A 19,308-nucleotide genomic window follows, 5' to 3' on the forward strand; every position below is an offset into this window, starting at 1 on the left:
TCACCATGTTGCCCTTGGCGTCGACCACCGGGGAGGGGTTGCGGCTGTAGAACCAGTGCTGCTGCCCGAGGGTCCAGAGGTTGGTGGTGACCCAGTAGAGGATCAGACCGAGGGGGAAGTTCAGCGAGAAGATCGCGAACAGCGGCGAGATGTACATCAGGATCTTCTGCTGCTGCGCCATCGGGTTGTCCGGCATCTGCGCCATCGAGCGGCCCACGCTCTGCCGGACGGTGAGGAACGTGGTCAGCGAGCTGATCGCCACGAAGATCGCGAGAACGACCTTGGTGGCGATCGGGTCGGCACCCAGCTTGATGATGTCGGCCGAGTCGGTCCAGAACGTCGCCGGCAGGGGCGCGCCGAAGATGTGCGCCGCGCGGGCGCTGTCGACGAGATGCTGCGTCATGCCGAACTTGAGCTGGCCGTGGGCCATCGCGTTCAGCACGGTGAACATCGAGATGAAGATCGGGAACTGGGCCACGATCGGCAGACAGCCGCCGAGCGGGTTGGCCCCCTGCCCCTGGTACAGCGCCATGACCTCCTGGTTCATGCGCTGCTTGTCGTTCTTGTAACGCTTGCGGATCTCCTGGACCTTCGGTGCCAGTTCCTGCATCTTCTTCGACGAGCGCATCTGCTTGAGGAAGAGGGGGAAGATCAGCAGTCGCATCAGCACGGTCAGGGTGATGATGGTCAGCGCCCAGGTCAGCCCGCTGTCAGGGGCGAGGAAGCTGCTATAACCCTGGTGAATCCAGGTGATGACTTGGGCGACGGCTGTGTATAGCCAATTCAGCCAGGACAGCTCCACCGAGCTAGCTCCCTTGCGTTTCGTCGGACCGGACCGGGCGTGGGGGCACCGGGTCAAAACCTCCGGGATGGAATGGGTGGCAACGCCCGATTCTGCGGATCGTCAACCATGTGCCGCGCAACGCACCGTGGACGGCCATCGCCTCAAGGCCGTAAGCGCTGCACGAAGGGTGGAAGCGGCAACGGGGACCCAGCAGAGGGCTCACGAATGTCCGGTAGAACCGGATAGGAGCCATCAGGATCCTGGCTGCCGGAGAAACTCCGGCGATCTGCTGCGCCGTCATCATCGCCCATCCATGTGAGCCTTGGAAGGCTCTCGCCGCCTGAGTAAACGATCCAGCGCGACGTCGAGTTCGGCGGCAAGGCGCTCGCTCCGCGCGGACGCGGCCGATGGATTGGCGCGTACAACCAGCAGGCTACCTCTCGGGAGACGGTGAAGACGGTCCCGGACGAGGTGTCTCAGCTGACGTTTGACTCTGTTGCGGACGACCGCGCCTCCCACGGCGCGGCTCACCACGAATCCCACCAGGGGTGGCTCGTCGCCGTCCGCGCGCACGCTCAAGTGCGCGACCAGGGCGGGACGGCCTGCACGGCTTCCCTTTCTGACCGCGTTTGCGAACTCATCGCCCCGGCGCATGCGGGACCCGGACGGCAACACGCGAGAACCTTGGTGACCCTGGGCAGGTACGGCTATCGCCCGCCGACATCACGGCCGGCGGGCGACGGGACGCTGCTGCCTTGGCCCGGCGGACCGGGCACAACGGATGCGTCAGGCGGAGAGCTCGGCGCGGCCCTTGCGACGGCGGGCGGCCAGGATGGCGCGGCCGGCGCGGGTGCGCATCCGCAGCCGGAAGCCGTGGGTCTTCGCGCGACGACGGTTGTTCGGCTGGAAAGTACGCTTGCTCACGAGTGGGCTCCAGGCTTCAAAACGCGTCCCCAGCACATGGGGACGCTCGGCAGTGGCTGGCTTACGGTAAGCGGGGCATGCGAAATAGCCGTCGCGTGGTAAGCCGACCGTCGTACGTTACGGGGAACGCGTGTCCCAGGTCAAACCGGAAAGCACGTGGAGCTAGGTTATCCACGGATCCACAGCCCCTTTATCCACCGACACCCCGCCGTCCACAGGATGTGCACTCAGCCCCCCTCGTGGTGCCACTAGGCTGTGGACAACGTCTTGAACACGGCTGTGGACAGGGCTACTGTCGGCCCTCCCAGACCCACTCTCCGCTGCCGGAATGCGTCAGGCGGCAAGTGGGGGGCTGTGCACACCGTGTGGATTCGATGTGGATTACAGACAGCGACCCCGCCGGGCCACGGGCAGGCCGACATGTGGACAACGGGGGAATCCGATGCGCCCGGCGGTTCATCGGTGTGGATAAACAGATCGCGGTGAGCTCAGCGGGGGCCGCGTCGGAGGAGGTGAGCCGGGCAGTGGATGGAATGGACCTCGGCGCGGTGTGGGCACGGGCTCTGGAGAACTCCCTCAACGAGAGCGTCCCGTCCCAGCAGCGTGTCTGGCTCAGCATGACCAGGCCCTTCGGCCTCATGAACGACACCGTGGTGCTCGCCGCCCCCACCGATTTCGCCAGAGATGTCCTGGAGAACAAGCTCCGTCCCCTGATCAGCCACGCGCTCTCCCAGGAGTTCGGCCGCCCGATGCGGGTGGCGGTCATGGTCGACCCCAGCGCCACGGGCTCCGACTCCGGCGTCGCCTCCCGCCCGGAGTCCTATCCACAGGCGCCGCCGCAGAGTTATCCACAGGGCGGTGGGCAGCAGCAGGGTTATGCACAGCCGGTGAACGCCCAGCACCACAGCGGATCCGGGCCCCAGCACCCCTACCCGGCCGCCGGGCCCGCCGCACCGCCGTCCACCGAATATCCACAGCACCAACCACAGGCCCAGCCGTTCTCCTACTCCTACCAGCACATGGAGGAGCCGGCGCAGCCGTACCTCCCGGCGGAGCCCTCCCCGGCCCCGCCGCCGGCCGAGCAGGGCGGCGGATACGGCCGCGGCGGATACACCCCGCAGCCCCCGCCCGCCTCGCGCCCGGAGCCCGACACCTTCGAGCGTCCCACGCAGCCGGCGGCCGGCCCGGTGCCCAACAGATGGGACGGCCGCGGCGGCCGCACCCAGGGCGAACCCGCCCGGCTGAACCCGAAATACACCTTCGAGACCTTCGTCATCGGCTCCAGCAACCGCTTCGCCCACGCGGCCGCGGTCGCGGTGGCCGAGGCGCCGGCCAAGGCGTACAACCCGCTGTTCATCTACGGTGACTCGGGCCTGGGGAAGACCCACCTGCTGCACGCGATCGGCCACTACGCGCAGAGCCTCTACGACGGCGCGCGGGTGAGATACGTCAGCTCGGAGGAGTTCACCAACGACTTCATCAACTCCATCCGCGACCACAAGGCCGACGGCTTCCGCAGCCGCTACCGGGCCGTGGACATCCTGCTCGTGGACGACATCCAGTTCCTGGAGGGCAAGGAGCAGACCCAGGAGGAGTTCTTCCACACCTTCAACACCCTGCACAACGCCAACAAGCAGATCGTCATCTCCAGCGACCGGGCGCCCAAGCAGCTCGTCACCCTGGAGGACCGGCTCCGCAACCGGTTCGAGTGGGGCCTGATCACCGACGTCCAGCCGCCGGAGCTGGAGACCCGCATCGCGATCCTGCGCAAGAAGGCGATCCAGGAGGGCCTGGCCGCCCCGCCCGAGGTGCTGGAATACATCGCCAGCCGCATCTCCACCAACATCCGCGAGCTGGAGGGGGCCCTGATCAGGGTCACCGCGTTCGCCAGCCTCAACCGGCAGTCGGTGGACCTGCAGCTCACCGAGGTCGTACTCAAGGACCTGATCACCGAGGACGCCGGCTCCGAGATAACGGTCGCCACGATCATGGCCTCCACCGCCGCCTACTTCGGCCTGTCGATCGACGACCTGTGCGGCGGGTCGCGCTCACGCGTCCTGGTCACCGCCCGGCAGATCGCCATGTATCTGTGCCGGGAGCTCACCGACATGTCGCTGCCGAAGATCGGTCAGCAGTTCGGCGGACGCGACCACACCACGGTCATGCACGCCGACCGGAAGATCCGCTCGCTCATGGCGGAGCGTCGGTCCATCTACAACCAGGTCAACGAACTCACCACGCGGATCAAGCAGCAGTCGCGCAATGGATGAGATTCGCCCTGGCGTGATGCACAGGCTGTGGAAAACCTTGTGGATCAGTGGTACGGGGCCGGCCGGCGGGGTCGATCGGCGCCGCCGACCATGATCAACGCCGGATCGGGGGGTTCCGGGTGCCCACACGGCCTGGGGACAACTCTGGGGAGAACCTGGGGACAACTCGTGGACAACTTGGGGAGAACCTGGGGACGCCCTGTGAAGAGAGTTTTCCCCAGGGACAAAACGCCTTCCTACCCCGTGGAGAACCTGGGGAAACCTCGTGGATAACCGGTGGACGACGGCACCAAGATCTGGGGATGGCCTGTGTGTACAGCTCGGTTCTCCCCAGCCCCGCGAGTTCTCCACACCCGTCACCCACACCCCCAGTGGATGAAAAAACTATAGTTGACCTGCGGAAACAGCGATCTTCCACAGTTTCCACAGCCCCTAATGCGATGACCCCTTGTATCTCTAACTAGAAACTCAAGACCCATAGAGGGGTTCCGGGGAGCGCATGTGCGGGACAGTGAACACTCGAACCCAAGGCATCGAGCGAAGAGCGCTCGACACACAGGAGGCAGATCCACGTGATGTTCCGGATCGAGCGAGACGTACTCGCTGAGGCGGTCGCATGGACGGCACGCAGTCTTCCGGCGCGTCCCTCCGTGCCGGTGCTGGCCGGCATGCGCCTGGAGGTCACGGAGACGGGGCAGCTCAAGCTCTCCGGCTTCGACTACGAGGTCTCCGCCGAGGTGACCCTCGAACCGCAGAGCGGTGAGGCGGGCGTGGTGCTCGTCTCGGGCAAGCTCCTCGCCGAGATCACCCGCGCGCTGCCCGCACAGCCTGTGGACTTCGTCGTGGAGGGCGCCAAGGCTGTCGTCACCTGTGGCAGCGCCCGGTTCACACTTCTCACCATGCCTGTGGAGGACTACCCCTCCCTGCCGACGATGCCCCCGGCCGCCGGTCGGGTGGGCAGCGACGTGTTCGCCTCGGCGGTCGGCCAGGTCGCGGTGGCGGCGGGCAAGGACGACACCCTGCCGATGCTGACCGGCGTGCGCATGGAGATCGAGGGCGACACCGTCACCCTCGCCGCCACCGACCGCTACCGCCTCGCCGTGCGGGAGCTGAAGTGGCAGCCGGGCCAGCCCGACTTCTCGGCGATCGCCATGATCCCGGGCAAGACCCTCGCCGACGCCGCCAAGGCCCTGGGGAGCACCGGCGCCGAGGTCGAGATCGCGATGAGCTCCGTCGGCGGCACCGGCGAAGGCATGATCGGCTTCTCCAGCGCCGGCCGCCGCACCACCACCCGGCTGCTCGACCCGGAGTTCCCCAAATACCGCTCGCTGCTGCCGACCGAGTTCTCCGCGCGGGCGGACCTGTCCACGAGCGCGTTCGTCGAGGCCGTCAAGCGCGTGGCCCTGGTCGCCGAGCGCAACACCCCGGTCCGGCTGGCCTTCCGCGGCGACGAGGTCGTCCTGGAGGCGGGCAGCGGCGACGAGGCCCAGGCCGTCGAGGTGCTCCCGGTGGACTTCGAGGGCGACGACATCAACATCGCCTTCAACCACCAGTTCCTGCTGGAGGGCCTGGGCGCGATCGACTCCGACGTCGCCCGCCTGCAGATGACGACCTCCACCAAGCCCGCCATCCTCACCGGCGGCAAGCCTGTGGACGACGGGGGCGTCCCCGACTACCGCTACCTGATCATGCCCATCCGCCTGTCCAGCTGAATACTTGTCCCGGAGCGCCCCCGGGATCCGTCCACGGGCGCGGAGCGGGTCGGGGAGGCGTGAACGGGCGTGGCCATGATCAAGGCGTGTCTCAACGGCAACAGGGAGCCGGGGGCGCACCCGGCTCTCCCCCTGACGCCCCTGGAGCTCGCTGAGGCGGCCCGTGAGGCCCGTGAGGCGGGTGCGGCGGCCGTGCACATGCATCCGCGCGACGAGGCGGGCAGCGAGACGCTCAGCGCCGTCCACATCGGTGCGGCCGTCCGCGCGGTGCGGCGGGCGTGCCCCGGGCTCCCCGTCGGGGTGAGCACAGGGCTGTGGATGACCGGCGGGGACGCGGGGGCGCGGCGCGAGGCCGTACGGGGCTGGGCCGCGCTGCCCGTGGAGGACCGGCCGGACTTCGCGTCGGTGAACCTCTCCGAACCCGGCTTCTCCGACCTGTGGCATGATCTTCGGCGGCTCGGCGTGGGCGTCGAGGCAGGGGTCTGGTCCGTCGGTGACGCCGAAGCGCTCGCCGAGACCGGGCTGGAGTGCGTACGGGTGCTCGTCGAGATCATCGGAGGCTCCGCGGACACCGCCGTGTCGCGTGCGCACGCCGTGCTCGGCCGTCTTGACGAGCTCGCCGTCCCCGGCCCGCGGCTGCTCCACGGGGAGGGAGAACCTGCCTGGATACTTGTCGATGAAGCGGGGCAATTAGGTCTGGCCACGCGCATCGGTCTCGAGGACGTTCTCCACAGCCCTGTGGGCGGTCCCGTTGATGGAAACGCCGATCTGGTACGGCTTGCGCTGGCACGCCGGGTGTAGGTGGATGATGGAACCCTGAAGGGGGTGCTCGTATGCAGATCGGCATGGTCGGGCTGGGCAAGATGGGCGGCAACATGGCCGAGCGGCTGCGCCGCGGCGGTCACGACGTCGTCGGATACGACCGCGATCCCGCGGTCAGTGACGTCTCCAGCCTGAAGGACCTGGTGGACCGCCTCCAGGCGCCGCGCACGGTGTGGGTCATGGTGCCCGCCGGAGCGCCGACGCAGGCGACGGTCGAGGAACTCGGCGACCTGCTGTCGTCCGGCGACATCGTCATCGACGGTGGCAACTCGCACTATCTGGACGACCAGAAGCACGCCGCCGAGCTGGGCGCCAAGGGGATCGGCTTCATCGACTGCGGGGTCAGCGGCGGGATCTGGGGCCTGGAGAACGGCTACGCGCTGATGGTCGGCGGCTCCAAGGAGGGCGTCGAGCGGCTGATGCCGATCTTCGACACGCTCAAGCCCGAAGAGGGCGGCTTCGTCCACGCCGGTGAGGTCGGCGCCGGCCACTTCGCGAAGATGGTCCACAACGGCATCGAGTACGGCATGATGCAGGCCTTCGCCGAGGGCTGGGAGCTGCTGGAGGCCTCCGACGTCGTGACCGACGTCCCCGGAGCCTTCAAGAGCTGGCGCAACGGCACGGTCATCCGCTCGTGGCTGCTCGACCTGCTGGTCCGCGCGCTCGACGAGGACCCGGCCCTGGCCGAGCTGAAGGGCTACGCGCAGGACTCCGGCGAGGGCCGGTGGACCGTGCAGGCCGCCGTGGACCACGCGGTGCCGCTGCCGGTCATCACCGCTGCGCTCTACGCCCGCTTCGCCTCCCGGCAGGACGACTCGCCGGCCATGAAGGTCGTCGCGGCCCTGCGCAACCAGTTCGGCGGGCACGCCGTCACCTCCAAGGAGGGCGAGACCGCCAAGGGCGCCGACGCCCCGGGCGCCGACGTCGTCCCTCCGGTGGAGGCCGAGAAGTAGACCGGGTCTCCGACGGAGGCCGGAAGATCGACCGGCCCCGTACGGCCCGCGCCCGAGCCCTCCCACGGGCTCGGGCCCGCAACCCCGCCGGCGGGCGGGCCGAGCCGGCCCGTACGGCACCGGGCGTGGAGACCCGCGTCCCCGCACCGGACGCGGGCCGTACGGACCGGTGGACGACCGGCCTGCCGGCGACGGACCGATGGGCGGCGGGCTTGTCAGCGCCCGTCTTCCCGCGGGCGGGCGGGCCGAGCCGGCCCGTGGACGCGGGCCGTACGGACCAGGCGAGGCCCCGGCGGGGGGCGTGTCCGACTAATCTTCCTGGGGTGCATGTCGCCAACCTCTCCCTGACCGACTTCCGGTCCTACGACACCGTCGACCTCGGCCTGGAGCCGGGGGTCACGGCCTTCGTGGGTCCCAACGGGCAGGGCAAGACCAACCTGGTCGAGGCGCTGGGATACGTGGCGACGCAGTCGAGCCACCGGGTCGCCAGCGACGGGCCGCTGGTGCGGCAGGGAGCGGCGCGGGCGATCATCCGGTCCGTGATCGTCCGGGAGGACCGGCGGGCGCTGGTCGAGCTGGAGATCAACCCGGGCCGGGCCAACCGGGCCAGGCTGAACCGCTCGCCGGTCTCGCGCCCGCGCGACGTCGTCGGGCTGCTGCGCACGGTCCTGTTCGCCCCCGAGGACCTGGCCATGGTCAAGGGAGACCCCTCCGAGCGGCGCCGCTACCTCGACGACCTGCTGGTGGCCAGGGCGCCCCGGTTCGCGGGGGTCCGCGCCGACTACGACCGGGTGCTCAAGCAGCGCGGCGCCCTGCTGCGTACGGCGGCGCAGGCCCGGCGGGGCGGCCGGAGCGGGCGGCGGGCCGAGCACGACGCGGCGTTCGCCGCGGCCGGCGCCGGAGACCCCCTGAGCACCCTGGAGGTCTGGGACGCCCATCTGGCCAGGCACGGCGCGGAGCTGCTCGCGGCCCGGCTGGAGCTGGTCGAGGCGCTGCGGCCGCTGGTCTCGGCCTCCTACGCGGCCCTCGCGCCCGGCTCGGCCCCCGCCTGCCTGGAATATCGCGGCACGCTCCCCACCGAGGCCGGGGCCGACCGCGCGACCCTGGAGGAGCGGCTCCGGGCCGGTCTGCTGGAGGTCCGCGACTCCGAGATCGAACGCGGCGTCACCCTCGTCGGTCCGCACCGCGACGACCTGTTCCTCGGCCTGGGGGAGCTGCCCGCGCGCGGTTACGCCAGCCACGGCGAGTCGTGGTCGTTCGCGCTGGCACTCCGGCTGGCCGCCTACGACCTGCTCAGGGCCGACGGCGGTGATCCGGTGCTGATCCTCGACGATGTCTTCGCCGAGCTGGACAACCAGCGCCGCCGCCGGCTGGCCGAGATCGTCGCCCCGGCCGAACAGGTGCTGATCACCGCCGCGGTCGCCGACGACGTGCCCGCGGAGCTGGTCGGGGCCCGATACGCCGTCACCGAGGGGAGCGTGCAGCGTGTCCGATGACAGGTCCCCGGAGCACGGTCCGGCACCGTCCGGGGAGCCCCGGAGCGCGGCCGGAGAGGGCCGGAGCGCATCCGGGGAGAGCAGGAGCGCATCCGGGGAGAGCAGGAGCGCATCCGGGGAGAGCAGGAGCGCATCCGGGGAGAGCAGGAGCGCGGCCGCGGGGAGCTCGCCGGAGCCCGGTGCGACACCGTCCGGGGAGCCCCGGGCCGTGCCCGGAGCGGACGGCCGGGCCGTCCCCGGGCCGGAGACGCCGGAGGCGGGGTCGGCCAGGAGCGCGGCGGCCAAGGGCGCGGCGCTGGCCCGCGAGAAGCTGGCCCAGGCCAAGGCGGACGCGGCCAGGAGGGGGCAGCTCCCCCGCCGGGAGCCCCGGCGCAGGGCGGCCGGCCCGCGCCGGGATTTCGGCGATCCCCAGCTTTTCGGCCGGGCCATCGCCGATCTGCTGGCCGACCGCGGCTGGGAACAGCCCGTCGCCGTGGGCGGGGTGTTCGGCCGCTGGCACGAGATCGTCGGCTCCGATCTGGCCGCGCACACCCGGCCGGAGACCTTCGCCGACGGCGAGGTCGTGGTGGTCGCCGACTCCACCGCCTGGGCGACCCAGGTGCGGCTGCTGGCAAGAACCCTGGTCAGACGCCTGAACGAGGAGCTCGGCGACGGAACGGTGCAGCGGGTGAAGGTGCGCGGCCCGCAGAACGGGCCACGTCCCAGCGGTGGTCTGCGGGTCACCGGCAGCCGCGGCCCGGGTGACACCTACGGGTGATCGACTTCCCGGAAAACGGATCAGCGGCCTCTCTGGCGCGATGACCCCCCTCCGTGTAGGGGGATGCTTGAGTGGATGGTCGACGCGCGACAGAGCGTTCTGGAGCCCGTCAATGCCACATCACGCGCGCTGAGCCGCTAGAATGAAACCGAATTCCGGACACGTCCGTTTGCGTGTCACCCCCGGCACGTAAGCCGACTCCCCTGGGTGAGCGCATCGGGGCATTCACGACGGTGACGGGCACGGCGGGGCTGAGATTCGTTTCTCCCGCTGCATGTCCGCGGCAGGAGGATTCCGCACTTGTCCTACGACGCTAGCTCAATCACCGTTCTCGAAGGACTCGAGGCGGTCCGTAAGCGCCCGGGTATGTACATCGGCTCGACCGGAGAACGCGGTCTCCACCACCTCGTCTACGAGGTCGTGGACAACTCCGTCGACGAGGCCCTGGCCGGGCACGCCGACCGGATCGAGATCACCCTGCTCCCCGACAACGGCGTGCGGGTCGTGGACAACGGCCGCGGCATCCCCGTCGGCATGCACCCCGTCGAGAAGCGCCCCGCGGTCGAGGTCGTCCTGACCGTGCTGCACGCGGGAGGCAAGTTCGACGGCAAGTCCTACGCGGTCTCCGGCGGTCTGCACGGCGTCGGCGTCTCCGTGGTGAACGCGCTGTCCACCAGGCTGGAAGTGGAGATCCGCACCGACGGTCACTACTGGCGGCAGTCCTACGCGGACTCCCGGCCGACGGCGCCCCTGGAGAAGGGCGAGCCGACCGGCGAGACCGGCACCTCGATCACGTTCTGGGCCGACGAGACCATCTTCGAGACCACGACGTGGAGCTTCGAGACGCTCTCGCGCCGCTTCCAGGAGATGGCCTTCCTCAACAAGGGCCTGACGATCTCCATCCGGGACGAGCGGCCCGACCACATCGACGGTGAGCCCGTCGAGGTGGTCTACCACTACGAGGGCGGCCTGTCCGACTTCGTCAAGCACCTCAACTCCAAGAAGGAAGCCGCGCACCTCTCGGTGATCGACTTCGAGGAGAACGGCGAGGGGATCTCGGTCGAGATCGCCATGCAGTGGAACAACTCCTACAGCGAGTCGGTCTACACCTTCGCCAACACGATCAACACGGCCGAGGGCGGCACCCACGAGGAGGGGTTCCGGGCGGCGCTGACGTCGATCGTCAACCGCTACGCCCGCGAGCAGAAGTTCCTCAAGGAGGGCAAGGACGACAACCTCTCCGGCGAGGACATCCGTGAGGGCCTCACCGCGATCATCTCGGTGAAGCTGGCCGACCCCCAGTTCGAGGGCCAGACCAAGACCAAGCTGGGCAACACCGAGGCCAAGTCGTTCGTCCAGAAGGCCTGCAACGACCACCTGCGCGACTGGTTCGAGCGCAACCCGGGCGAGGCCAAGGACGTCATCAACAAGTCCCTGCAGGCCGCGCGCGCCCGCATCGCGGCCCGCCAGGCCCGCGACCTGACCCGGCGCAAGTCGCTGCTGGAGTCGGGTTCCGGTCTGCCCGGCAAGCTGGCCGACTGCCAGTGGAGCGATCCGGAGAAGTGCGAGCTGTTCATCGTCGAGGGTGACTCGGCGGGCGGCTCCGCCAAGGGCGGCCGCGACTCCAAGTTCCAGGCGATCCTGCCCATCCGCGGCAAGATCCTGAACGTGGAGAAGGCACGCATCGACAAGGTGCTGAAGAACGCCGAGGTCCAGGCGCTGATCACCGCCATGGGCACCGGCGTCCACGACGAGTTCGACATCGCCAAGCTCCGCTACCACAAGCTCATTCTGATGGCCGACGCCGACGTCGACGGCCAGCACATCAACACGCTGCTGCTGACGCTGCTGTTCCGCTTCATGCGGCCCCTGATCGAGGCCGGGCACGTCTACCTCTCCCAGCCGCCGCTCTACAAGATCAAGTGGGACCGCCGGGGCGAGGACGCCTCCTACGCCTACTCCGACCCGGAGCGCGACGCGATCATCGCGGACGGCATGGCCCGGGGCAAGCGCGACCCGCGCCTGCACGACGGCATCCAGCGGTTCAAGGGTCTGGGCGAGATGAACGCCTCCCAGCTCTGGGAGACCACGATGAACCCGGAGACCCGCGTCCTGCGCCAGGTCACCCTCGACGACGCCGCGCAGGCCGACGAGCTGTTCAGCGTTCTCATGGGTGAGGACGTCGAGGCCCGCCGCTCCTTCATCATCAGAAACGCGCGAGACGTCCGTTTCCTCGATGTGTAGCGGTAGCCGTACAGCCTCTCCTCCGACTCTGAAAGGGATCCACCACCCGTGACGGATGTGAACACTCCGCCCGCAGAGCGCATCGAGCCGGTCGACATCCAGTCGGAGATGCAGCGCAGCTACATGGACTACGCGATGTCCGTCATCGTGGCCCGTGCGCTGCCCGACGTCCGCGACGGACTCAAGCCGGTCCACCGCCGCGTGCTCTACGCCATGTACGACGGCGGCTACCGCCCCGACCGCGGCTACTTCAAGTGCTCCCGTGTCGTCGGCGACGTCATGGGCTCCTACCACCCGCACGGCGACTCCTCGATCTACGGCACCGTCGTACGGCTGGCACAGCCCTGGGCGCTGCGCTACACCCTGGTCGACGGACAGGGCAACTTCGGGTCGCCGGGCAACGACATGCCGGCCGCCATGCGATACACCGAGTGCAAGCTCGCGCCGATCGCCATGGAGATGATCCGTGACATCGACAAGGACACCGTCGACTTCCAGCCCAACTACGACGGGCGTTCCCAGGAGCCGCTGGTCCTGCCGTCGCGGTTCCCGAACCTGCTGGTCAACGGCTCGGCGGGCATCGCGGTCGGCATGGCCACCAACATCCCGCCGCACAACCTGCGCGAGGTGTCCGAAGGCATCAAGTGGGCCCTGCAGAACCCCGAGGCCGGTGACGAGGAGCTGCTTGAGGCGCTGATCGCCCGGGTCAAGGGCCCTGACTTCCCGACCGGCGCGCTGATCGTCGGCCGCCGCGGCATCGACGACGCCTACCGGACCGGCCGCGGCTCGATCACGATGCGGGCGATCGTGGAGGTCGAGGAGGACGCCAAGGGGCGTCAGTGCCTGGTCGTCACCGAGCTGCCCTACCAGGTCAACCCCGACAACCTCGCGCTGTCGATCGCCGAGTCGGTGAAGGAGGGCCGGATCACCGGCATCGCCGACGTCCGCGACGAGAGCTCCTCCCGGGTCGGCCAGCGCCTGGTGATCGTGCTCAAGCGCGACGCGGTCGCCAAGGTCGTGCTGAACAACCTCTACAAGCACACCCAGCTCCAGACCACCTTCGGCGCCAACATGCTGGCGCTGGTCGACGGCGTGCCCCGGACCCTGCGGCTGGACCAGTTCGTCCGCCACTACGTGGCCCACCAGATCGAGGTCGTGGTCCGCCGGACGCGCTACCTGCTGCGCAAGGCCGAGGAGCGGGCCCACATCCTGCGCGCGCTGCTCAAGGCGCTCGAGCGGATGGACGAGGTCATCGCCCTCATCCGCCGCTCGCCGTCGGCGTCGGCCGCGCAGGGCGGCCTCATGGCGCTGCTGGAGATCGACGAGATCCAGGCGCAGGCCATCCTCGACATGCAGCTGCGCAAGCTGGCCGCCCTGGAGCGGCAGCAGATCACCGACGAGTACGACGCGCTGATGGCGCACATCATCGACTACCAGGAGATCCTCGCCTCGCCCGAGCGGCAGCGGGGCATCGTCTTCGACGAGCTCTCGGAGATCGCCTCGAAGTACGGCGACGAGCGCAAGACGGAGATCATCGCCTACGAGGGCGACATGTCGATCGAAGACCTCCTCGCCGAGGAGGACATGGTCGTCACGATCACCCGCGGCGGCTACGCCAAGCGCACCAACACCGACCTCTACCGGGCGCAGAAGCGTGGCGGCAAGGGCGTGCGCGGCGCGCAGCTCCGGCAGGACGACATCGTCGACCACTTCTTCGTCACGACGACCCACCACTGGCTGCTGTTCTTCACCAACAAGGGCAGGGTCTACCGGGTCAAGGCCTACGAGCTGCCCGACTCCGGCCGCGACGCCCGCGGCCAGCACCTGGCGAACCTGCTGGCCATGCAGCCCGACGAGGTCGTCATGGAGGTGCTGGACCTGCGCGACTACGAGGTCGCCCCTTACCTCGTGCTCGCCACCCGCAGCGGTCTGGTGAAGAAGACGCGTCTGTCCGAATACGACTCGCCGCGTTCGGGTGGCCTGATCGCCATCAACCTGCGAGAAGATGACGAAGTGATCGCTGCCCGGTTGGTGTCCGAGGAGGACGACCTCCTCCTGGTCTCCCGCGGCGCCCAGTCCATCCGCTTCACGGCCTCCGACGAGGCCCTGCGCCCGATGGGCCGGGCGACCAGCGGTGTGATCGGCATGCGTTTCCTCGACGGGGACGAGCTGCTGGCGATGAACCGCATCGCCGACGGCGACGATGTGTTGATCGCGACCGAAGGCGGGTATGCCAAGCGCACCCCGGCCGATCAGTACCCTGTCCAGGGACGGGGAGGCAAGGGCGTCCTGACTGCGAAGATCGTCAGTGCTCGTGGCAAGCTGGTTGGTGCTGCCATGGTCAGTCCGGAGGACGAGGTTTTCGCGATCACGTCCGCCGGCGGGGTTATCCGGACCAGCGCAGGGGAGATCAAGCAGTCCGGTCGCCAGACCATGGGGGTACGTCTGATGAATCTCGCAGAGGGGGACAGCGTCGTGGCTCTCGCCCGTAATGCCGAGGCGTTGGAGACCGAGCAAAACGAGGCGTTGGAGACCGAGCAAAACGGGGAAGGGGAGTAACCTGTGTGCGCTCAGGCCAGACCAGGTCCACGTCCGGCCTCCTCATCGACACGCGACCAGGTGACGGAGAAGATGGATAAGACCACCGAAGCGGACGCCGCCAATGTGGTCGAGTCACCGGCTGACGGTGGTAAGCCCACGCCGGAGACCGATAATTCGGTAACCGACGACCTCAAGGGCAGGCAGAACGTGACGGCGATCGAGGACGGCAAACCCGGCGACTCCACCGTGCGCATCCGCCCGCGGGCAGAGAACGACAGCTCCTCCTGGGCTCCAGGCGGCCTGTCGTCCCCCGCGCCGGAGACACGGGACAAGAAGGCGGCCGACACCCCTCCGCGGGCGCCGCGCAAGGCCCACCTGGTGCTGCGCCGCATCGAGCCGTGGTCGGCCATGAAGTTCAGCTTCGTGGTCTCCCTGGTCTGCTTCGTGGTGCTGTTCGTCGCGGTCGCGGTGCTCTACATGGTGCTGTCCGGCCTGGGAGTGTTCGACAACATCATCCAGACGGTGAACCAGCTCACGACGGCCGACGGCAAGTCCACCAGCGGCGTGGACGTCGCCTCCTGGTTCGAGCCGGTCCGCATCCTCGGCTACACCGCCCTGATCGGCGCGGTGAACGTGGTGCTGATCACGGCCCTGTCCACCCTCGGTTCGGTCATCTACAACATCGCCTCCGACCTGGTCGGCGGCGTGGAGGTCACCTTCAGCGAGGCCGAGTAACCACCTGTCGCCATGCCCCGGCCCACCGGCCGGGGACATGGCGCGAGTGGGTGCCCGGACAGGGTAAGCTTTTCCCTGTTCGAACGGGACGGATTCGCCTCCAGCAGGCGGATGCGATACCGTTCTCTCTCGTAACGAGGGGCTATAGCTCAGACGGTTAGAGCGCTTCCCTGATAAGGAAGAGGTCCCAGGTTCAAGTCCTGGTAGCCCCACCCAGTTCAGAGGCCATTTCCCAGCAAGGGAAGTGGCCTTTTTGATCTTCCGGGTGACCAACTGAGTGACTAAGGTCGTATCTCGTCCGAAGGTCACAAGCTACAGCCGGAACACTGAGCCTCCCCGTCCCGAGGTCCGCCCGGAGGATGAGCGGTTGTGGGGTCCCGGGGGATATGGGCGATGAAGCATCGCGCACTGTTGTGTTGGATGGGTGCCGTCCTTCTGTCCACCCTTCCTAACTGGGCTTCGTTGCCAGTGGATACAGAGATCTACATCTGCGCCTATTTGGACACCGAAGGTGGATACACAGGTCGTGATGTGCTCGGCCTGGGCTTCAGCGCGATGGCCACGCTCCTTCCCCTTACCTTGATGGCGCTGGCCGTGGCCGCACGGCGATCACTGCCCCAAAGGCGCCGGCTCCTCGCCTGGATAGGAGCGGGTGGAGCGCTCGCGACAGCCGCTTACTACGCGCTATCGACCATTGCGTTCTTCGCCCCTTATTGCCCTGAGGGCTCGCAGGGGCCTGGGGTCGTGCTCCCGCTCTACGGCGCTGTTGCTGCGCTCGTCCTGATCGCCGACGCGACCCGGGCCGGAGACAAGCCCAACGCGGACGCCGAGACGCGGCCGTGAACAGTGCTTAAGCCTGCGGGAAGATCTGATCCATCGCCTCGGCACCTTCCAGCAGCATCGGGCGCCCGCCGCACCGAACGGACCCGTCGCCCGTGGTGCGCGCTGCCGCTGCGACCGCCGGCCCAACCGCTCCGCGGCCCCTTCGGGGTGCCATTCGGCATTGCGCCGGCCGTCTCCGCTCCCGTTCATGGTCTTCAGGGTTGAGGTCGGTGACTCCCCCGTCCCCGCTGCCGAAGTGTTCGTGTCCCTCAATCGGCGTCAACTCCGTCTGTGCACGTTGGGTGGGATCAACGGTGCACGTAGCGGGCTGGGGGACACGCCAAGACGGAGTTGACCCCTCAAGCGGCATCATGGTGCGCTCTCCGCGACTGGAGAGGACATGGGATGCGTCTTGCGGAGATCGGCATAGCGCGCAGCGATCCGGCGAGCGGCCGTCGCCGGGTTGTCTGCAAGGTGGGCTGCGTATTTCCTTCGACCGGTATGGGATGAGTAGTCCCCGTTCCACCACAGGAAGCGGAAGCCGTCGGACCAGACGAGTAGATCCACCACACACTGAGCAGGGCTGCCCCGTGCCCGTGGTGGAGGTCGGTGGTGATGCCGAGGTGGCCAAGCTCCGCGCGCAGATGTTGCATCGCCCGCAGAGCCGGATCGGCGGTTGTCGGAACCCTTGAAGTAATCATCACGTTCAGCTAAGCCGTCGCGTTCTGGCAGGGCACGATGACAATAGGAGATAGCCAGGGGTACGGCCGTATCCGCGAATATCTGGAGGTGAGCGAGTGAGCACCCCAGGAACATCCCCCGAGTGGGCCGCACGGCTGCGTGAGGAGCGCAAAGCCAAGGTCGGCACCGTGGCGGACATGGCCCGTCGTCTCAAAGAAGCCGCAGGAGAACAACGCGGCAGGCTGCCCAGCATCGACGACCTCACCCGCACCATCCGGGGATGGGAACGCGGTGATCACTACCCCAGCGAGCGCTATCGCCTGCTGTACGCCCGGGCGCTGCGGACCACCGAGGCCGGGCTGTTCGACCTCGTCGAGCGTTCCAGCGTTCCTGTCCCCGCGCTGCCTCTGCCGTCCGTCGCACCCGACGCCGATCTGTTCGAGCGGATCACCCGCAGCGTGCAGCAGCCCGGCCGGGTGGATCAGCGGACCGTGGGCTGGTTGGCGATCTGCCTTGCCGAACACCGCAAGGTAGAAGACACCATCGGCGCCCGTCCGCTGCTCGGGATCGTGCGCTCCCAACTCGGCGTGGTGGTCGAGTTGGCCCAGCACGCCCGTGGTTCGCTGGCCGACACGGTGGTTGACCTGGCCGCACAGTACGCCCAGTTCGTCGCGTGGATGTCCTTGGACGTCGACGACCAGGCCGCCGAGCACGCCGACGACGAGCCGGTGTGGATGTACTTCTACGACGAGACCTGGTTCCGCCTCCAGCGCGGCATGACCGAGCTGCACCTCGCCAACTGGCCGAAGGCGATCGACCTGCTGACCGATGGACTGTCCGGCCTGCCGGAGAGCTACAAGCGCGACCGGGCCTGGTACGGCTCCTGCCTGGCCAAGGCCCACGCCGAGGCCGGGGACGCGGCGGCGGCCGTACAGGTGAGCCTGCCCATCGTGGCCGACGCCGTCGAGCTGAACCGGCACGCGACCAAGGAGCTCGTCAACGTTGCGACGCTGCTAACGCGGCGTAAGGCCCCCCAAGCCGCTGACTTGAAGGAAGCTCTCGTGGCAGGCCGTACAGATCACTGATCAGTCCGCAACGATTTCGGCTCCCAGGAAATCCGTTTCATGGGGGTCCCAGTCGGCGAAGGCGATACCCGTGATCTTGGTTGCGAGTGCGAACGCACAGGCGATCGGATCGTCAACCCCGTCATCCTCGGGGGTGCGGTCAGGGTCGAGTCCGACAGCACGCATTGAAGCCGTCAGACGACTTGGATCACTTCCCGCACGATCTTTGAGGCGCGCAAGCATGAAGTTCGTGATCACGTCACCGTCGATCGCGTATCCGAACATGTGCGAGGCATAGTCATTACGGCAGACGGACACCATCTCCGTACCCTGGGAAAGTTTGGTCAGCACTTCCCGCACGGCCCCCCGTCCGCCCCGGGGCTCGACGAGCAGGGTCCAGCCATCGAAACTCGTCGCGCCGACATGGCCGGCTTCCAGGCCGTCAGTCTCCTGGATGTTCGTCATCACACGCTCATCAAGCTCGTCGAAGGTGACTTTCCCGATCGAGTCCGGCTCCGCGCCCAAGCGCGTCAGTACTTCGGCCGGACTCAGGTCCCGGATGAAGGACACGCAGTAGATGTCACCCAACGGTCCATCACCCGAGAGCCAGCCGAATTCCTCGCGAGGGTCTGTCACCACAGCTCCTTTGATCAGTTGCGCGTCATGATGACAGCCTTCACTGACAAGCATGGACATGCCTATGGGGGCGTCGGTGGTGGCAGGAGACGCGTGGGCGTGGGTGACAAACTGAGTGACAACCGCCCTGGACAGGGCCGGACGGCGGTGGACCGCCGTGGACTGTATGCACAGGTAGGAGCGGGTACAGCCCATGATCCCGCCCCCACCGGCTTTGCCTGATAAGGAAGAGGTCCCAGGTTCAAGTCCTGGTAGCCCCACCCAGTTCAGAGGCCATTTCCCAGCAAGGGAAGTGGCCTTCCAGGATGGCCAGACCTCCCTTGGGCAAGGATGAAGCAGCACCCACATCCCCAGGTCAGCACCTCGCGAAGGCCAAGAAGCGAGTTCCACTTCTAATCCGTCTCCGCAATCAGGTGAGCGCCTTCCGGATCAGTGCCGCGTCTTGGTCGAGGAGCTCACGCGAGCGCTCCTTCCAGTCAGCGGTGACCACAACGCCGTCCCCCGGGTAACGGGGCACCACGTGCAGGTGGAGATGGGAGACCTCCTGCCCGGCGGCTTCCCCGTCGGCCAATGACAGCCACACTCCGTCACAGCGGAGCCCTGACGCCCGCAACGCGACCGACACACGCTGTGCCGTCCGCCAGATCGCCGCACCGACCGCGTCATCGGCGTCCGCCGGCCCGGCCATGTGCATGCGCGGGATCACCAGTACATGACCGACCGTGGCTGGGGCGCGGTCCAGGATGGCCACCACGCTGTCATCGGCGTAGACGACGCTGGCCTCGGCTCGCCCCGCGATGATCTCGCAGAAGATGCAGATGCTCATACGGATCATGGTCTCGGCCGCATCAGGTCTCTTGCACCCGG

The 19,308-nt window shown here is 68.1% G+C and carries 17 protein-coding genes and 1 tRNA gene; 12 read left to right on the top strand and 6 right to left on the bottom strand.

The annotated features are described in order from the left end of the window. From yidC to rpmH, 4 genes are all read right to left on the bottom strand, one after another. A partial coding sequence (gene yidC / locus ACWDS7_RS08075; protein ID WP_451928646.1) for a membrane protein insertase YidC occupies positions 1-802 on the bottom strand: 802 nt, incomplete at its 3' end. A 4-nt stretch (positions 803-806) separates the two neighbouring features. Beyond that, positions 807-1,088: a membrane protein insertion efficiency factor YidD gene (gene yidD, locus ACWDS7_RS08080; RefSeq protein WP_306861594.1), complete on the bottom strand. Its 282-nt coding sequence runs from the start codon at positions 1,086-1,088 to the stop codon at positions 807-809. Next, entirely contained in the window at positions 1,085-1,459 is a 375-nt protein-coding gene (gene rnpA, locus ACWDS7_RS08085) for a ribonuclease P protein component (protein ID WP_306861596.1), read from the bottom strand. The genes yidD and rnpA overlap by 4 nt, the downstream gene beginning before the upstream one ends. Before the next feature lie 111 nt (positions 1,460-1,570). Beyond that, positions 1,571-1,708: a 50S ribosomal protein L34 gene (rpmH, locus tag ACWDS7_RS08090; RefSeq protein WP_010849920.1), complete on the bottom strand. Its 138-nt coding sequence runs from the start codon at positions 1,706-1,708 to the stop codon at positions 1,571-1,573. A gap of 533 nt (positions 1,709-2,241) precedes the next feature. On the opposite strand from rpmH, the gene dnaA reads away from it, so the two are divergent. The 12 genes from dnaA (at position 2,242) to ACWDS7_RS08150 (ending at position 17,826) form a co-directional block, all read left to right on the top strand. Next, positions 2,242-3,978, top strand: a complete 1,737-nt coding sequence (dnaA, locus tag ACWDS7_RS08095) for a chromosomal replication initiator protein DnaA (protein ID WP_451928682.1) — start codon at positions 2,242-2,244, stop codon at positions 3,976-3,978. 572 nt (positions 3,979-4,550) lie between these two features. After that, positions 4,551-5,690 (top strand): DNA polymerase III subunit beta, encoded by a 1,140-nt coding sequence (gene dnaN / locus ACWDS7_RS08100; RefSeq protein WP_306861620.1) that lies wholly within the window; start codon positions 4,551-4,553, stop codon positions 5,688-5,690. A gap of 75 nt (positions 5,691-5,765) precedes the next feature. After that, positions 5,766-6,491: a 3-keto-5-aminohexanoate cleavage protein gene (locus ACWDS7_RS08105; RefSeq protein WP_451928683.1), complete on the top strand. Its 726-nt coding sequence runs from the start codon at positions 5,766-5,768 to the stop codon at positions 6,489-6,491. Between the two features lie 32 nt (positions 6,492-6,523). Beyond that, a complete protein-coding gene (gnd, locus tag ACWDS7_RS08110) occupies positions 6,524-7,465 on the top strand; it encodes a phosphogluconate dehydrogenase (NAD(+)-dependent, decarboxylating) (RefSeq protein WP_306861625.1) in 942 nt (313 codons plus the stop codon). A gap of 323 nt (positions 7,466-7,788) precedes the next feature. Beyond that, complete coding sequence (gene recF / locus ACWDS7_RS08115) at positions 7,789-8,961, top strand: DNA replication/repair protein RecF (protein ID WP_306861627.1); 1,173 nt, start codon at positions 7,789-7,791, stop codon at positions 8,959-8,961. Between the two features lie 208 nt (positions 8,962-9,169). After that, a complete protein-coding gene (locus ACWDS7_RS08120) occupies positions 9,170-9,718 on the top strand; it encodes a DUF721 domain-containing protein (protein ID WP_306861630.1) in 549 nt (182 codons plus the stop codon). A 300-nt stretch (positions 9,719-10,018) separates the two neighbouring features. Beyond that, positions 10,019-11,962: a DNA topoisomerase (ATP-hydrolyzing) subunit B gene (gene gyrB, locus ACWDS7_RS08125; RefSeq protein WP_306861632.1), complete on the top strand. Its 1,944-nt coding sequence runs from the start codon at positions 10,019-10,021 to the stop codon at positions 11,960-11,962. A 48-nt stretch (positions 11,963-12,010) separates the two neighbouring features. Next, a complete protein-coding gene (gene gyrA, locus ACWDS7_RS08130) occupies positions 12,011-14,521 on the top strand; it encodes a DNA gyrase subunit A (protein WP_306861634.1) in 2,511 nt (836 codons plus the stop codon). 72 nt (positions 14,522-14,593) lie between these two features. Further along, positions 14,594-15,238, top strand: a complete 645-nt coding sequence (locus tag ACWDS7_RS08135) for a DUF3566 domain-containing protein (RefSeq protein ID WP_306861636.1) — start codon at positions 14,594-14,596, stop codon at positions 15,236-15,238. A 138-nt stretch (positions 15,239-15,376) separates the two neighbouring features. Beyond that, a tRNA-Ile gene (locus ACWDS7_RS08140) sits at positions 15,377-15,450 on the top strand. Positions 15,451-15,631: 181 nt separating this feature from the next. Next, on the top strand, positions 15,632-16,081 hold the full coding sequence (locus ACWDS7_RS08145) for a hypothetical protein (RefSeq protein WP_451928647.1): 450 nt from the start codon (positions 15,632-15,634) through the stop codon (positions 16,079-16,081). Between the two features lie 776 nt (positions 16,082-16,857). Continuing rightward, a complete protein-coding gene (locus ACWDS7_RS08150) occupies positions 16,858-17,826 on the top strand; it encodes an XRE family transcriptional regulator (RefSeq protein ID WP_451928648.1) in 969 nt (322 codons plus the stop codon). On the opposite strand, the gene ACWDS7_RS08155 is transcribed toward ACWDS7_RS08150, so the two are convergent. Together ACWDS7_RS08155 and ACWDS7_RS08160 are read right to left on the bottom strand one after the other, a co-directional pair. After that, positions 17,827-18,501, bottom strand: coding sequence for a DUF6461 domain-containing protein (locus ACWDS7_RS08155; RefSeq protein ID WP_451928649.1), 675 nt, complete (start codon positions 18,499-18,501; stop codon positions 17,827-17,829). 349 nt (positions 18,502-18,850) lie between these two features. Then, positions 18,851-19,267: an HIT family protein gene (locus tag ACWDS7_RS08160; RefSeq protein WP_451928650.1), complete on the bottom strand. Its 417-nt coding sequence runs from the start codon at positions 19,265-19,267 to the stop codon at positions 18,851-18,853. Between the last annotated feature and the right edge of the window lie 41 nt (positions 19,268-19,308).

The organism is Streptosporangium sp. NPDC003464 (assembly GCF_053588315.1).

Excerpts from the sequence above, each read along its gene's own strand:
- yidD (WP_306861594.1), bottom strand. The coding sequence starts at position 1,088 with ATGATGACGGCGCAGCAGATCGCCGGAGTTTCTCCGGCAGCCAGGATC.
- dnaA (WP_451928682.1), top strand. The coding sequence starts at position 2,242 with ATGGACCTCGGCGCGGTGTGGGCACGGGCTCTGGAGAACTCCCTCAAC.
- ACWDS7_RS08105 (WP_451928683.1), top strand. The coding sequence starts at position 5,766 with ATGATCAAGGCGTGTCTCAACGGCAACAGGGAGCCGGGGGCGCACCCG.
- gnd (WP_306861625.1), top strand. The coding sequence starts at position 6,524 with ATGCAGATCGGCATGGTCGGGCTGGGCAAGATGGGCGGCAACATGGCC.
- ACWDS7_RS08135 (WP_306861636.1), top strand. The coding sequence starts at position 14,594 with ATGGATAAGACCACCGAAGCGGACGCCGCCAATGTGGTCGAGTCACCG.
- ACWDS7_RS08145 (WP_451928647.1), top strand. The coding sequence starts at position 15,632 with ATGAAGCATCGCGCACTGTTGTGTTGGATGGGTGCCGTCCTTCTGTCC.
- ACWDS7_RS08155 (WP_451928649.1), bottom strand. The coding sequence starts at position 18,501 with ATGTCCATGCTTGTCAGTGAAGGCTGTCATCATGACGCGCAACTGATC.
- ACWDS7_RS08160 (WP_451928650.1), bottom strand. The coding sequence starts at position 19,267 with ATGAGCATCTGCATCTTCTGCGAGATCATCGCGGGGCGAGCCGAGGCC.